Raw genomic sequence first — 15,455 nt, 5'->3', positions numbered from 1 at the left:
CCCAGCCCGCTCCTGCACGGTGGCCGCCCACGATCTTCCCCGTGCCCCACAGGGCCTTCAGGAGTAGGATCAAAAAGCAGGCTCCCCGGTGGATTCAGCAAGCAACGGAGGCGTCATGAGCACCGAAGAATCAGTGGCCGCACACTACGGCCGGATCGATGTAGAGCAACTCATGCTGGGCAAAATCAGTGCCATGGGCAAAGATCCCGAGCACTTTGAGGTGGCCGATCTGGAGGGCATGGACCAGATGCATGCGGGCGGTGCCGAGGCAACCTCACGGGTGGCAACGCGGGCCGGGATCAACGCAGGAAACCATGTGCTTGATATTGGCTCGGGCCTGGGCGGTGTCTCGCGTCATTTAGCCCACTACTACGGGGCCAGCGTTGCCGGGGTGGATCTGACGGCCGAAATGGTAGCCGCGGCAACGTCACTGACCCGCCGCACGGGCCTGGCCGGCTCCGTGACGTTCACTCAGGGCAGCGCACTATCGCTGCCCTTTGACGAGCAGTCCTTTGATGCCGCGGTTTTGTTTCACGTTGGCATGAACATTCAAGACAAGGATCAAGCCTTTGCCCAGGCTGCTCAGGTTCTTCGCCCGGGCTCCGTCCTGGCCGTGTTCGACGTCATGCTGATGAGTGGTGACCTCGAGGAGTACCCGCTGCCGTGGGCCAGTTCGGCCGATACGTCCTTCCTGCAACCGCCCCTTGCGTACAGTGACGCCCTGGGCCAGGCCGGATTCAGTGTGGATTTTGAGGTGAAAGTCCCTGCCGCGGACTCCGTGGCCTTCCTGGAACGAGCCGTGGCCGGCGGTCCGCCAGGGCTGGCCGAAGCCCCACTGAATAACTTACTCAAGGCCTTCCGAACAGGCTTATTGGCTCCCGTGGAGATTTACGCTCATCTCGACTGAGCGCCCTTCAGGGCTGGGCGAGGACCGTTTTGAGTGACTTCAGGGCCTCGGCAAGCGGCGGCAGGTGCCGGTGCCAGGCGCGTTCCCACTCCAAAGACACCCAAGGATCCGCAATTCCCTGGGCGGCGGAAACGTTCGCAACCAGGGCCTGCATGTCCACCAACGGCAGCTCGCCGTCGCCCGGCAAGGTGAGCGTCACCGCGTGAGTCCCCGGGGTCCGCACACCATCCTTGTACTGCGCGTAGGCCAAAGAGTCCGCCAGCAGCTCGGCCGTCCGCTCGGGCAGCTCGTCATAACGCCACGGGTGCATGAGATCCCAAATAACCTTCACGGGCGCGTCCTGATCGACATGGGCCAGAATCCGCCCAATATCCGCCGCCCGAGGGTGCGAATCGTGGGTCTCCAGCAGGATCCTCACCCCACGCTCCCGCGCCAAGGGCGCAGCGGCGTTGAGCCTGCACGCGCCAAGGAGATCCGCCGCCAGCATTTCCTCCGTTGTTTCCTCCGCCAACTCCCCTGGTTCAAGGCCGGCCCCGGGGAACACCCGCAGCTGGGCCGAGCCGCGCGTATTTCCAACGGAAAGGTCGGCGGCAAGTTCGACGGCGGCCAACAAGGCAGCGAGCACGGGATCGTCGGCGTCGGGCTGGCAACCGGGAGCGGCGTCCACGGGGGCGCAGACGCTCACATAGCTGGCCAGCGTCACCACTGTCAGGCCGGCGGCGGCCAGCGTTGCGGCAACTGTGCGGCGTTGCGCGGCGTCCATGCCCGGGAACACGAACTCGCCCTCCGCTGCACGCAGTTCAACCCCTGAAGCGCCGGATGACCGGGCAAGCTCGATGACCTGCGCCAAGGAATCACCGGGACAGCCCAGGGTGGAAAACGCCAATGGCATGAAGACCCTTTCAACGGCAAACGTTCATGTGCTCCCACACTAGTGAGGAGACCGCTTTCCATCAATCGTGCGAGCTATTTCACTACCCCTTGATTCCTCCCCTGAAGCACTGGTAACACTTGGGTTTCCTTGTCTCCAAGGAGCACCCATGCCCGGCCCGCTCACCACCACTGCCGCACAGCCCCCGCTCCCCAACATTGTCTTCATCCTCGGCGACGACCAGGGCCTCTGGGCGCTGGGCTGTGCCGGCAACACGGAGATCCGCACACCGCACCTTGACGCCCTGGCCGCCGGCGGCACCCGGTTGGAGAACTTTTTTTGCGTCTCCCCCGTCTGCCCCGCCCGGGCGAACCTGATGACCGGGCAGATCCCCTCCGGCACGGTGTGCACGACTACCTGACGGGCGTTGAAGTGGGTGAGCAGGCCCCGGACTACCTGGCCGGGCAGGAGATCTTCACCGACACGCTGGCTGAGAACGGCTACCGTCTGGGCTTGTCCGGCAAATGGCATGTGGGCGCCAACGACGTCGCCCGCAAGGGTTTTATCCACAGGTACGGGCTGGAAGGTGGCGGCAGCCCGTATACGGGAGCAACCATGTACCGCAACGGCGAGCGCGAAAAAACCAGCACGTACCTCACCGATGCCATCACCGGGAACGCCCACGCTTTCCTGGACTGGGAGGCCGCCGGGCCCGAGCCGTTCTTCCTTGCTGTCAACTACACTGCACCGCACAAACCCTGAAAGGGTCAGTAGCCCCAGGAATTTGAGGAACTGTACGCCGATTGCGCGTTTACCAGCTGCCCGCAGGAGCAGCCCCCTCCGTCCGCGCTCCGGTAGCCCGGATCCGCTCGGAGCCTTCACCGGCCCCGCCTGGGACGGGACGGCGGTCTTTGCCGGTCATCCTGGCCAGTAGTCCTTCATTCCTCTCCTCGTGGTGGTTTTGACCCTGCGCACTCACCGACGCGGGAAGGCTCAAATGGCTGGGCGCACAGTGTCCGGCCACAGGGAACGCATGCGCCAGCCTGAGGTCAGGGGAAATTAGCCGAGCCGGCTGCTGACCTACCGCACACCGTCGAGGCGCACCGGCGGCCCCTGCTGGGCCGAGCTGTAGGCAGCCAGCACCAGCTCCACCACATGTTTGGCGTGGTGGCCACTCACACTGGGCGCGGCGCCCCGAACGGCTGCCGCAAAGTCGGCCAGCTGGGCGGTGAAAGCATTTTGGATGTCGTCGCTGCCGGTGGCGTGCAGTTGGGTGCGTGTCCCGTCAATCTCCATGAAGGTGCCGTGGCGCGGGTCAACCGTGACGGTGCCCAGCTCGCAGACGACAAGCATTTCATCGATGTGTTCGGGGGTGTCCGAGACGATGGAGATGCGAACTTCAACGCCGTTGGCCAGTGTGAGTTCCACGGCCCCGTCGGTTTCCACCGGTGCCCCAAACCGGTGAAGCGTGGTGGCGTTGATCTGCACGGCGGGGGCGCCACCGAGCCACACACTCCTGTCCAAGCAATGCGCGCCAATGTTGATGAGCGCCCCTCCCCCGGAAATTGCCTTGTCAAAGAACCAGTCGGGGCGCGTGCCGGGCCGGTAGTCGGTGCTGCGGTAGTCGTGGATCATCAGCACCTGACCCAGATCGCCGGTGGCCAGCGCCGCCTGTAGTGCCATTTTCTCGGCCATGAAGTGTTGGATCATGCCCACCACCATGACCACAGTGGCTGCGGCGCACGCCTCCTCCATGATCAGGCAGTCGGCCAGGGTGGTGGCCATGGGTTTTTCCACCAGCACGTGCACTCCGTGGGCGGCTGCGGCCAGCACCATTTCCTTATGCAGGCTGTGCGGGGTGTTGATGACCACCGCGTCCACCACCCCCGCAGCCAGCATGGCCCGATAGTCGGTGAAGACGGCAGCGCCCCACGGCGCGGCCACCGCGGCGGCAACGTCGTGGCGAAGGTCGCAAACAGCGCTCAGTTCAATCCCGTCAAGAACAGCAGCACCCTTGGCATGCAAGCCAGCTACCGCTCCTGCCCCAATAATTCCTAGTCGCATTTCCTTGACTCATTCCTGTTCGTGCTGTGCGGACAGCCTTTTGGCCCCGCAAGATTCCCTCACAACAAGCGGCGGTCGCAGCCGCACCTGATGGACGGGGCAATCGTCCCCCTCGACCAGGCGGCGCAGCAGAATCTCCGCAGCCATCCGGCCCATGCGGTGCTTTGCCGGGGAAACAGCGCTCAGCGGGACCTCCGCGAGGTCCGCCAACTCGTCGTCGTAGGAGACTAACGCCGGATCCGCCGGAACCCTGACTCCTGCCCGGCGCGCGGCAGCCTCCAACCAGGTGGCCTCCCTGTCCCCGAAGATCAGAACGGCGGCGGGAGACCTCTGCCATCCATAGGCTCGAGGTTTCCCTCAGGGTTATGGACAGGCCTGGCGCCCGCTGGCAGGTGCGCTGTTGCTCCATCTTGGTGTGGCTCACGAATCTTCTGACCGTTGGTTCGCCCGCTTTGGAGAACTATCGAGGTTAGTGCTTGTGCCGGCGCCGGGTTGTAGCCATTACGGCAGCCCCACAGCCGAGCAGCAGCGCGCCACCCACCACCAGGGGCGAATTTGCTCCGGCAAATCCGGTTGAAGCCAGCGCCTTGGCAGAATTCGCCGCTTGCCGCGACGCGGTGACTGCCGGAGCTTCCGTCGGGTTAACTGTGGGGTCAACGGTCGGGTCAACCGTCGGGTCCACTGTGGGATCAACCGTGGGATCAACCGTCGGGCCCACCGTCGGATCCACTGTCGGGTCAATCGTCGGGTCCACTGTGGGGTCAACCGTCGGCGTGGGGATTGCGGCTTGTTCAAAGTTCACGCCGGTGACGTCGCCTTGGCTGAGGTCAACGGTTTGGTTCGCATCGCCCACCAGTTCGCAGCCTTCGGCGGCGGTTGCCGAGACCGTATAGGAATCGATGGCCAGGAAGTTGGTGAACGAATAGGTCCCGAGCGAGTCGGTGATGGTGGAAGCGACAACTTGGTTGGCGGCATCCTTGAGGTCCACAGCAACCCCCGGCAAGGTGCAACCGGACACTGATCCGGAAATGTCATGGGCCACTGTTGCAAACCAGGTTTGGTAGGTCGGCAACCCGGAGGTTCTCGTATAGGTCACGGTCAGGCTGGTGAGTGGTACTCGTGGCATGAACCAACCGGAGGCACCGGAGGTGTCTTGGTTGGTTCCGAATCCGCTGCCCAGCAACGTGCCCGTGGCAGAATCCCAGGTCGGCAGATCAAATTGACGCACGCCGTCGACAAGGTCTCCGGTACAAGACCGCGGTGTAGGCGCATCGCAGTAGTTGAAAACGCCCTGGAACCCAAGATCAGCGACGGGGACTGGCTGGCCGGCGGCATCCAGGGCCGAGACTACGGCCTTGTCAGCATCAATATCACCCAGCACAAAACCCCATGCGCTGGCCGGTGTCGGCGTATCAAAGGCATATGTGGTGGTGCCAGGTCCTGTGGGAGTGTCTTGAAGCGGACGCTGGTTGATGTAGCCCTGATCCTGGCTTGATCCAAACACCAGGCCAGGGGCACTGCCGGTCGGCAGGTATGTTGATGCACCTGTTTGGGTGGTGACCAGCCGGGACGATGCGGCGAAGGTGGTTTGCGGGAATCCGGAGCCCAGTTGCACAGAGCCCGTGTAGGCCGGGGCCTGACCCGCAAGCTGCCAGGCACCGTAGCCGCCTCCACCGCCGTCGACCATGTCTGCTTGCGAGGCTGTTGTACCTCCGAGGACCAGGACAGCCACCATAGCGGCGACTCCAACGGCGGGCAGGTATTTTCTCAATGTGATCCCCAAAGTCATCGGTGACGGATTTAGACTCGTGCGGCCTCGCACATTCCGTCAGAACATGCCTAATGTAGCAGAAGCGACCCGGCTCCGGTCTAGATGACGAAGCCCTCCTGCGTCTCTCGGAAAGGGATGCAACGGCAGTGCTCGCCGCGCCCAAGAACGACTGGAATTCCCGAATTTGCCTGACCCGACCACGAAACAGTGAAACTGTCCCGAAGGCTGCCGCGTCGGCAGTCGGTGGATACTCATCAGTGGGCCGCTATGGCGGAACACCGACGGGTGTCAGAGGGGATTGTTGACCAACTCCTCGAAAGCTAACATCCCCTCATGCCACCAGGACCTTGAGTTCCGCACGGCGCAGCAGGAACACGCGCACAGCGATGGCGGCCAGGGCCAACCCCGCCAAAATGGCGCCCGTCCACGGCAGCTGGCGGATGCCCGCCGTCGAGATGGACCAGCCACCCAGCGCCGCACCCACCGTGATGCCAAGATTGGAAAAGGAGATGAAGAGGCTGTTCCCAAAGTCAGGGGCGTCAGCAGTATCGAGACCAACCCACCGCTGGCTCACAATCAGCCCGCCCGAGTGGACCAATCCCCACACCAGGACCGCCGCAACCATTGGTATCTGGTACGGGCCTGCAGCGAATACCAGGGCATAAGCGCCAACATAGACCAGCGGGAATGCCACCACTGTGCGGACCACATGGCGCTGGAGCAAGAAACCAAAGATTGAGTTGCCCAAGATCATGACAACCCCAAAAGCCACAAGCAGTGCACTCACCCACGTCCCGTCCATCTTCGCCACCTGGCCCAGATAGTCGGCAAAGTAGCTGTAGGTGGAGAACATGGCCGCAAAAATCAGGACAATGGAACCCAGATTCAGCCAGAGCAAGGGCCTGCGCAGAATGCCCAGTTGGCCGCTATAAGAGATGCGCCGCTCGGCGGGCATTGAGGGTAGCCATTTCCAGATCCCCACAAAGGCCCCAAGATTCACCAGGCTGCCGAAGAGAAACGCGGCTTCTAAGGAAAACCGCGATCCCAAGTACGCCGTCAAGGGAACACCCAGAGCGAATCCCACCGTGACGCCGGCAAAGATCCTCGTGGCAGCCTTGCCTGCCTCTTGAGCTGGAACCATTCGCGCGGCGGTTGTGAGGGCTACGGCGAAGAACACCGGATGGACAATGGCAGGGATGACGCGGAAGGCCAGCATCCAGCCAAAATCAGTGGCGAACGCGTACACAAGGTTGGCCACGGCGAAGACGGCAATGGACCCCAGCAGCACCCACTTGCGGTTCATGCCGGAGGTCAACAAAATGGTGAACGGCCCACAAACAGCCACCACCAGGGCGAAGACGCTGACCAACCACCCCGCGTCCGCCGTCGAGACGCCAAACCGTTCACCCACTAGGGGAAGGACGCCCACGATCCCTATTTCGGTGGTGATGATGCCAAACACGCCCAGTGCCAACACGGCAATTAATGGCGAACTGCTGCTCTTCATTCGTGCCTTTCCGCTGCCGGAATGCAGCAACCTGTTTTCAATTCGTTAAATCTAATAATGTAGATGCGTTTGGCTAAATTGCCACACTTTTCGTTGCCGCAGGCGCTTAGAGTTCTTCGCTCACAAAGTCGACAAATTCTCGGATGGCCTTTTCGTTGCGACGGTAGTACGTCCACTTGCCAATCCGTTCCGATTCCAGGAGTCCGGCCCGCTGCATGCCCTGCAGGTAGCTCGAAACGACAGACTGGGCCAGGCCAGTCTTGGCTCCAATGTCACTGACACACACGCCGGAAGAGAACTCAAGGCCCCTTCGCTGATACTCGCGCTCGTCGAAGTGCTCGCCGGGATTCTTGAGCCACCGAAGAACCTGCCGTCTCGTCGCATTCGCCAGCGCCTTGTAGACCAGTTCCGGCTCCATGGCAGATCCCTTCCACCTTCATCGGCCGCGGCACGTCCGCCCCGCAACATCCTATGAATCTATATTCATAGATTTGTAGACTCATGTCAAAGTACCACCCCTTGGTGACCCCGCACCTGGCTTTCACCGCACCGGCGTCGAACCCGGCAGAAACCACACAACGTGAAGAATCGAGACTAGAGCTGGGAGCTGACTGGGCGTAAGCTGACAGTACTTACCCAAGGAATATCCAGCGTATTCCCAGCCAATAGTCGGAGACTGTAATGGTGAAGAAGACCGGACCTGAAGCCAAGTTGCTCGTTGTTGACGACGAGCCCAATATTCGTGAACTCCTCTCCACCTCCCTGCGTTTCGCCGGGTTTGAGGTGATCGCGGCAGCAAATGGCCGCGAGGCCCTTGCTGCTGCTGAGGAGCACAACCCCGACCTTGCCGTGCTGGACGTGATGCTTCCAGACATGGACGGATTCACCGTGACGCGCCGCCTGCGGGCTGCCGGACGGCATTTCCCCGTCCTGTTTCTCACGGCCCGGGACGACACCGAGGATAAGGTCACTGGCCTGACGGTTGGCGGGGATGACTACGTCACCAAGCCGTTCAGCCTCGATGAGGTGGTGGCCCGCATCCGTGCCGTACTGCGCCGCACCCAGCCCGCGGAGGACGACGACGCGGTTTTGCGTGTTGCCGATCTGGAGCTCGACGACGACGCCCACGAGGTGCGCCGCGCCGGCAAGACGGTGGAGCTCTCCCCCACCGAGTTCAAGCTGCTGCGCTACTTGATGCTCAACCCGAACCGGGTGCTGTCCAAGGCCCAGATCCTTGACCATGTCTGGGAATACGACTTTAACGGCGATGCCTCCATTGTGGAGTCTTACATCTCTTACCTGCGCCGCAAGGTGGACACCGACGCCTCGCTGCCCGCCCTAATCCAGACCAAGCGCGGCGTGGGCTACGTGCTGCGGACGGCCGACAAGCGCTAGCGCCCCCGCCAAAACATTGATTACGTTGTGGAAGAACGCCTCCCTGCGCTCACAGCTGGTGGCCATCATCAGTGCCCTGTTGAGTGTGTCCTTGTTGGCGCTGGGAGCCACCACATTCCTCTTGCTGCACTCCTTTCTGGAAGACCAGATGGACACGCAGCTGACAACGTTTCAAAAATCCATTATTGAGAACGGCACAGTCGACTCCAAGAACGCTGGAAAAACGCCATTTAGCTTTGACTACTATGTTGGCTTCCACTTCTACAACGGCAGCCTGGCCGACCAAAACCGGTCGGGCAAGGACAAGCCCGACTACCCCGAGTACACCATGGAGCAGGCCAAGGCGATGAACGGCAAGACGTTCACCGTACCCAGCAGTGACAGCGGTGCGCCCTGGCGGATCACCGTCATTGCACCGCAACGCTTCGAGCTCACTGACCCGAGCGGAGTCAAGGACATTCACAATGGATACGTGGTGGTGGGCCTGCCCTACGAGAGCCTGAACATCACCATGGAGCGGCTGGCCGTGGTGATTGCCGGCGTTGCCATCCTGACCATCACCTTGGGCACCATGATTGCCTACTGGACTGTCACCAGATCCTTCAGACCGTTGAGCCGGGTGGAGAAGACTGCTGCAGCCATTGCCACCGGTGACCTGTCCCGGCGCGTGGAAATTGAGAATCCCGCCACGGAAGTTGGCCGGCTGTCAGGCTCCCTGAACACCATGCTGGCCCATATTGAGCATGCTTTTGCCGCCCGCACGGCGTCCGAGACGCGCATGCGGCGCTTCGTGGCCGACGCCTCCCACGAGCTGCGCACCCCGCTTGTCACCATCCGCGGATTCTCCGAGCTTTACCGTCATGGTGCCCTGCAAACTCCCGACGACGTGGGCACGGCCATGGGCCGGATTGAAAGCGAAGCTAAACGCATGGGTGAGCTGGTCGAGGACCTGCTCATGCTGGCCCGGATCGATGAGCAAAGGCCCCTGCAGCGCAAACCTGTTGACCTGCTGATCATCGGCCATGACGCCGTGCTCGACGCCCGGGCCGCAGCGCGTGAGCGGACCTTTGCCGTGGTCGGGCTCGACGGTGGCCCCGGCACTCCGGCACCCACCACCGGTGATGAGGCCAAACTGCGCCAAGTGGTGGCCAACCTCATGGGCAATGCGCTGCGGTACACCCCCGAGGGCTCCCCCGTGGAGATCATGGTGGGCACACGCGACGACGGCGCTCAGAGGTTCTCCGTCATCAAGGTTCGTGACCACGGCCCCGGCATCTCCGACGACGAGGCCCCCCGCGTCTTCGAGCGCTTCTACCGCGCCGATTCCTCCCGCGACAGGAACACCGGCGGCAGCGGCCTTGGCCTGGCAATCGTGTCAGCCATTGTGGCATCCCATGCCGGCACTGTGCGGCTGGAGCAGACCCCCGATGGTGGCGCAACCCTGGTGATAGAGCTGCCCTTCGCCAACCCTGAAGTCGAGGCTGAGGCCGCGTTCGACGACGTCGAGCTGGCAGCCGATGACGCCTTGCCCCCGGCCGCTGGTTCGCCTCCCACGCAGTTGCCGGAACGATAGCTGGCAGGTGCCTGCCGGTGGTCGTAGTCATCCACAGGCGGAGCTAGTCTCCGGATTGCCCACAGTTGCCGTGGCGCCCCTATCGCGGCCGGTTGCCGGCTTCTAATCTGGGAACTGTCAGGGATCATCGGGCAGCTTTACCTCCCAGAGAAGGCAACAGTCATGGCACAGTTCAACGTCAATAGCGACGACCTCGCGGTTAAGAGCACGGCGGTCAGGGGCTCAGTGGACAGGATTCGCATGGAAGTTGATGCCATGAAGCGCAACCTTCTGGATCTGCAGGCCACCTGGACAGGAACGGCCGCCAATAACTTTCAGTTGCTGCTCCAAGAATGGCACGCCACCGAACTCAAGGTGGAGGCCTCGTTGGAAAGCATCAACGCCGCCCTCTCCATGGCAGCCACCCAATACGCCCAGGCCGAAGACGCCAACACTCGAATGTTTACTATGCGCTAGTCCCCACGTCCTCCCTAACCTCGCTTCGCTCGGCCAGGGAACCCCCGGACGCGTGGGCCCAACCACGCCTCCAAACACCACCCCACCCAGCCAAGGAACCCCCGGACGCGTGGGCCCAACCACGCCTCCAAACACCACCCCACCCAGCCAAGGAACCCGCGGACGCGTGAGCCCAACCATTAGAAGGTTTCTCTGATATAACTATGGAAACTAAGTTCTTTCTGAGATATAATTACGATATGGGCATCTCGAATTGGCCCGGATCTTCAGAGGAATCCAACCTTTCCGGACCGTCAATTCACGGACAAAACCTCGACGCAGCATTCGAGGAGCATCTCCACGCATCCGCCGATCAACCAGAAGATCCCTTCTCCATCGACCCTGAATCCGGTGAACCGAGCATGGCCGGTCAGTCCGCACTCCCCTCCTGGGCGGAACTGCTAGCTCAGTCGGACGACGAAGCCTCACTTCGCCGCTCCGATGACGACTCCGATTCCGACGAGTCAGCACTCTTTGACCAGCTTGCCGCCGAAGCGCACCAGCAGCTCGACGAGCACACCCCCGAGGGTGCCGTCACCGCCAACTACCCTCCGGTTTCCGCCGCAGTCGAGCGGACGCAGAGAATGAGTGTCTTGCGGGCGGCTGAGCCATTGACCTTGCCCGAACCGATCCAGATCAAGGTTTACGGCGGAGTCAGGCGAGTCGAGCGGCTACTTCCGGTGATGACCGCCCGGGAACAAGCTGACTACCGGCCATGGACACCCCTACGCGGCGCGGACGCCCTGGCTAAAATCGATCCATGCACTCTCGGTGATGACGATCTCCTGAGCTACATTCAGGCCACTGAACGTCAATCGTCGTGGGCCATGGCACGGCAGGCTGTAGCAATCGCCGAGTTTTCCACCCGCCGCCCTCCGGTTCTCGGAGAGGAACCACCCGTCAATCACCCGGACAGGTCTCGCTACGCAGCAGCTGAGCTCATGGCCCTCTTCGCCATCGGCGTTGGCGCTGCCGAACGCCTCATTTGCGAGGCGGAGCTGCTGACGAAATACTTGCCGGATACCTTTGAACAGTTCGACGACGGGTCGTTGGACATGCGCCGAGTCAGGGCCATTGTGCAAGGAACGCACAACACTCCCCCGGAACTGCTGCACGAAATTGAACCACAGTTCCTGCGGTTCGCCATGAATGCCAACCCCAACGCACTGCTTCGCAAAGTCAGGGCGGCAGCGGAAAAACACAATCCGGAACCCCTCCAAGCACGGCACGAACGGGCAAGGACGGAGCGCGACGTTTGGCTGACCCCACTAGACGACGGCATGGCGTATCTGGCAGCCCGCCTACCAGCAGTGGAAGCCACACTCTTCTTCAATTCAATCGACGACTGGGCCCGGAACGCAAAAAGTTGCGGCGAGGACAGCCATGGCACCACCCCCACCGGGCGGCCCGCCCGGTCGCTTAACGAGTACCGCGCCGACGCCCTCATGGACCTCCTCCACGAAGCACTTTTCCACCTCCCGGGGTCCGAAAATTGCGGCCACGTCGAAGGCCACGTCATCCAGAACAGCGGCAGCAACGTTGGCACGCCGGACAGACCATTCTTTAGGAACCGCATACCAACGGTGCTCAACGTGAGCGTCTCCGGCCAAACACTACAGGGCCACTCCACCGACCCCGCCATTTTGGCAGGGTACGGCCCCATCCCACCTCGCCAAGCACAGGAGCTAGCAGCCACGGCCATCTTCTGGCGAAAATTCCTCACCGACCCCGAAACCGGCGGCATTGTCAGTATTGGGCGCAAGTCCCGCAAAGCACCTAAGTCCATGGCAAGGGAGGTGCGGCTACGGGACCCTGTCTGCACCGGAATAGGTTGCGACCGGCCTGCCCGATCCTGCGAACTGGACCACACCACGCCATATAACAGGCCAAGTTACCGGGCAGATGGCACTCTATTGCCCAAGGGCGAAACCAGCCTAGAGAACCTGCGGCCTCGCTGCCCGTATTGCCACCACGCCAAGGATGACCCGAACACCGGCTGGACTGTGGAGAACATGGGCCCGGGAGTCACAAAGACCACCACCCCCACGGGACGAGTTTATGTGCAGACGCAGGGTGACATTGAGGCCCCGTTCTAGCTTTCCGGGGTGCCTTGGTGGAACCGCAAACGCCACTGCCCGTCCTCGCGCTGCCACAGGGAACTGCGCAACACACTGCCGCGCTGATCGCTGCTCCTGTAGCTCAGCAACGCCGCATCAGCACCCACCGCGGCCAACGCCAGCACCTGAAGCGATGTTACCGAGGGAAGGTCACTACGCATGGAGGTAATCGTCTCATCGCGGCTCCACACTGTTCCGGATGCGCCGATCTCCTCGAAATCAGGATGAAGCAATAGTCCTAAGCGGGTAGCGTCGGCCCGAACCACAGGGTCAAGCAATTCCTTTTCGAAGCTCACTATTTGTTCCAGCCCAGCATCAGCTGCCGGGGTGTACGCGGGATCGGGCACATCCTGAGCGGTTTCGTCAGCCCAGGCATCAAAGAGGTCAAGTTGCTCGGGCTCGGGCGCTGCGACAGTGCCCCGAAGCGGCGCAGCAGGCGTCACGTCGTCGTCGGTGGCGTTGGCGGTCGCCTTGGCGCCGGGAAATCCTGGGCCAGCGTTCGGCGCACGCTTGGCTTGATATGCGGTGGCGGCGGCGCGGGCCCGGTCATCGGCCGCCTCGTTCAGGTCGTGACCGGCATGGCCCTTGACCCATTCGAAAGTGTATTTGCGTCCCACCAGCGCCGCGTCAATCTCCCTGAGCAATTCAAGGTTCAGCACCGGCTTGCCATCTGATTTCTTCCAGCCTTTGCGCTTCCATCCCGGCATCCATTTGGTCACCGAGTTGATGACGTACTGGCTGTCGCACAGAATATGCAGCGGCTCCTCTGGCATATGGGCTGTTGAAACGAACAGGTCAAGGACTGCCATGAGCTCACCCATATTGTTGGTGCCGTGGGGCCAGCCACCGGCCCGCCAGCAGTCATCGTCCACGTACCAAGCCCAGCCAGCAGGCCCCGGATTTCCTAAAGCCGAACCATCGGCTGCAGCAACAATTGTCATAACTCCATACTTTCAGACTCCGCTGACATCTAATTGCCAAAAAGGGCGGCAGCTCTGGCCACCATCTGGGCAAGCAAAAGGCGCCATTGCCTGTAGCGGGGATGGATTTCGCATGCTTTTCGCGAAATCTTACTGCCCGCGGGGCAATGGCGCCTTTTGTTAGAAGACTACGGTGGGGTTAGAAACCGCCCATGCCGCCCATGTCGTCTCCGCCGCCGCCAGCCGGTGCAGCCTTTTCGGGCTTGTCGGCTACAACAGCTTCGGTGGTGAGGAACAAGCCAGCAATGGAAGCCGCGTTCTGCAGTGCGGAACGGGTCACCTTTACCGGGTCGTTGACTCCGGCAGCCAGCAGGTCTTCGTAAACGCCGGTTGCAGCGTTCAGGCCGTGGCCAACGGGCAGGCCGCGAACCTTGTCAACAACTACGCCGGGCTCCATGCCTGCGTTGAAGGCAATCTGCTTCAACGGTGCATCGATGGCGACCTTGACGATGTTGGCGCCAGTTGCCTCGTCGCCGGTCAGCTTCAAGCCCGCGAAAGCCTTGACGCCGGCCTGGATCAGGGCAACGCCACCGCCGGGGACGATGCCCTCTTCAACAGCAGCCTTTGCGTTACGCACTGCGTCTTCGATGCGGTGCTTGCGTTCCTTGAGCTCAACTTCGGTTGCGGCACCGGCCTTGATGACTGCAACGCCGCCGGCCAGCTTGGCCAGACGTTCCTGCAGCTTCTCGCGGTCGTAGTCCGAATCGGAGTTTTCGATCTCGGCACGGATCTGAGCAACACGGCCAGCAATGGCTTCGGCGTCGCCGGCACCATCAACAATGGTTGTCTCGTCCTTGGTGACAACAACCTTGCGAGCCTTACCCAGCAGGTCAAGGGTGGTGTTTTCCAGCTTCAAACCGACTTCTTCAGCAATGACCTGGCCACCGGTGAGGATGGCGATGTCGGCGAGCTGAGCCTTGCGGCGGTCGCCGAAGCCCGGAGCCTTGACGGCAACGGACTTGAACAGGCCGCGGATCTTGTTCACGATCAACGTGGCAAGAGCTTCGCCTTCAATGTCTTCGGCGATGATCAGCAACGGCTTGTTGGAGGCCATGACCTTTTCCAGAACGGCCACAAGATCCTTGACGCTGGAGATCTTGGAGTTCACGATCAGGATGTACGGGTCTTCAAGAACCGTTTCCTGACGCTCGGTGTCGGTCACGAAGTAAGCGGAAATGTAACCCTTGTCGAAGCGCATGCCTTCGGTGAGTTCAAGTTCCAGGCCGAAGGTGTTGGACTCCTCGACGGTGATAACACCTTCCTTGCCAACCTTGTCCAGGGCCTCAGCAATGAGGGCGCCAATTTCGGGATCGCCGGCGGAGATGGACGCAGTTGCTGCGATCTCTTCCTTGGTCTCGATTTCCTTGGCGGAAGCCAACAGCTGCTCGATGACGGCTGCAACAGCCTTCTCGATGCCGCGCTTCAAGGACAGCGGGTCGGCGCCGGCAGCTACGTTGCGCAGGCCTTCCTTGACCAGAGCCTGAGCCAACACGGTTGCCGTGGTGGTGCCGTCACCGGCAATATCATCAGTCTTCTTGGCGACTTCCTTGACCAGCTCAGCGCCGATCTTCTCGTAAGGATCGTCAAGTTCGATTTCCTTGGCGATGGAGACACCATCGTTAGTGATTGTGGGTGCGCCCCACTTCTTCTCGAGAACAACGTTGCGACCGCGCGGGCCCAAGGTGACCTTGACGGCGTCGGCGAGGATGTTCAACCCACGCTCAAGACCGCGGCGTGCCTCTTCATCAAATGCAATGAGCTTGGCCATGGAGGCT

Annotated in this window: 14 protein-coding genes and 1 pseudogene; 7 read left to right on the top strand and 8 right to left on the bottom strand. The window is 61.7% G+C overall.

The window, feature by feature from the left end; genetic code table 11:
* Window positions 1–115 precede the first annotated feature (115 nt).
* Window positions 116–907: a class I SAM-dependent methyltransferase gene (locus tag ACX80E_RS08420; RefSeq protein ID WP_459301475.1), complete on the top strand. Its 792-nt coding sequence runs from the start codon at window positions 116–118 to the stop codon at window positions 905–907.
* Between the two features lie 7 nt (window positions 908–914).
* Here ACX80E_RS08420 and ACX80E_RS08415 read toward each other — a convergent pair whose 3' ends face one another.
* Entirely contained in the window at window positions 915–1,799 is an 885-nt protein-coding gene (locus ACX80E_RS08415; protein ID WP_459301474.1) for a sugar phosphate isomerase/epimerase family protein, read from the bottom strand.
* Window positions 1,800–1,947: 148 nt separating this feature from the next.
* Between ACX80E_RS08415 and ACX80E_RS08410 the strand changes: the two genes are divergently transcribed.
* Window positions 1,948–2,199 carry a sulfatase-like hydrolase/transferase gene (locus ACX80E_RS08410; RefSeq protein WP_459301473.1) on the top strand — a complete coding sequence of 84 codons (252 nt, stop codon included), beginning with the start codon at window positions 1,948–1,950 and terminating at the stop codon, window positions 2,197–2,199.
* An 11-nt stretch (window positions 2,200–2,210) separates the two neighbouring features.
* A complete protein-coding gene (locus ACX80E_RS08405) occupies window positions 2,211–2,540 on the top strand; it encodes a hypothetical protein (protein ID WP_459301472.1) in 330 nt (109 codons plus the stop codon).
* Window positions 2,541–2,858: 318 nt separating this feature from the next.
* On the opposite strand, the gene ACX80E_RS08400 is transcribed toward ACX80E_RS08405, so the two are convergent.
* The 5 genes and pseudogenes from ACX80E_RS08400 to ACX80E_RS08380 form a co-directional block, all read right to left on the bottom strand.
* The gene (locus tag ACX80E_RS08400) at window positions 2,859–3,842 is read right to left on the bottom strand and encodes a Gfo/Idh/MocA family protein (protein ID WP_459301471.1); all 984 of its coding nucleotides are present in this window, start codon (window positions 3,840–3,842) and stop codon (window positions 2,859–2,861) included.
* A gap of 9 nt (window positions 3,843–3,851) precedes the next feature.
* Window positions 3,852–4,157, bottom strand: a pseudogene (locus tag ACX80E_RS08395) (substrate-binding domain-containing protein); the annotation flags it as partial.
* A 154-nt stretch (window positions 4,158–4,311) separates the two neighbouring features.
* Entirely contained in the window at window positions 4,312–5,631 is a 1,320-nt protein-coding gene (locus ACX80E_RS08390; protein ID WP_459301470.1) for an SdrD B-like domain-containing protein, read from the bottom strand.
* A gap of 313 nt (window positions 5,632–5,944) precedes the next feature.
* On the bottom strand, window positions 5,945–7,120 hold the full coding sequence (locus tag ACX80E_RS08385) for an MFS transporter (RefSeq protein ID WP_459301469.1): 1,176 nt from the start codon (window positions 7,118–7,120) through the stop codon (window positions 5,945–5,947).
* A gap of 106 nt (window positions 7,121–7,226) precedes the next feature.
* Window positions 7,227–7,538 (bottom strand): ArsR/SmtB family transcription factor, encoded by a 312-nt coding sequence (locus ACX80E_RS08380; protein WP_459301468.1) that lies wholly within the window; start codon window positions 7,536–7,538, stop codon window positions 7,227–7,229.
* A gap of 266 nt (window positions 7,539–7,804) precedes the next feature.
* Here ACX80E_RS08380 and ACX80E_RS08375 point away from each other — a divergent pair, with 266 nt between their 5' ends.
* From ACX80E_RS08375 to ACX80E_RS08360, 4 genes are all read left to right on the top strand, one after another.
* Entirely contained in the window at window positions 7,805–8,515 is a 711-nt protein-coding gene (locus tag ACX80E_RS08375; protein ID WP_459301512.1) for a response regulator transcription factor, read from the top strand.
* A gap of 16 nt (window positions 8,516–8,531) precedes the next feature.
* Complete coding sequence (locus tag ACX80E_RS08370) at window positions 8,532–10,088, top strand: sensor histidine kinase (RefSeq protein ID WP_459301467.1); 1,557 nt, start codon at window positions 8,532–8,534, stop codon at window positions 10,086–10,088.
* Window positions 10,089–10,250: 162 nt separating this feature from the next.
* Window positions 10,251–10,544, top strand: a complete 294-nt coding sequence (locus ACX80E_RS08365; protein WP_459301466.1) for a WXG100 family type VII secretion target — start codon at window positions 10,251–10,253, stop codon at window positions 10,542–10,544.
* A 239-nt stretch (window positions 10,545–10,783) separates the two neighbouring features.
* The gene (locus ACX80E_RS08360) at window positions 10,784–12,679 is read left to right on the top strand and encodes an HNH endonuclease (protein WP_459301465.1); all 1,896 of its coding nucleotides are present in this window, start codon (window positions 10,784–10,786) and stop codon (window positions 12,677–12,679) included.
* Here ACX80E_RS08360 and ACX80E_RS08355 read toward each other — a convergent pair.
* Complete coding sequence (locus tag ACX80E_RS08355; protein ID WP_459301464.1) at window positions 12,676–13,641, bottom strand: RNase H family protein; 966 nt, start codon at window positions 13,639–13,641, stop codon at window positions 12,676–12,678. The genes ACX80E_RS08360 and ACX80E_RS08355 overlap by 4 nt on opposite strands.
* 178 nt (window positions 13,642–13,819) lie before the next feature.
* Window positions 13,820–15,448: a chaperonin GroEL gene (groL, locus tag ACX80E_RS08350; RefSeq protein WP_459301463.1), complete on the bottom strand. Its 1,629-nt coding sequence runs from the start codon at window positions 15,446–15,448 to the stop codon at window positions 13,820–13,822.
* Window positions 15,449–15,455 lie beyond the last annotated feature (7 nt).

It is taken from the genome of Arthrobacter sp. TMN-49, from assembly GCF_054511095.1.
This window is presented reverse-complemented; position numbering and strand designations above follow the sequence as displayed.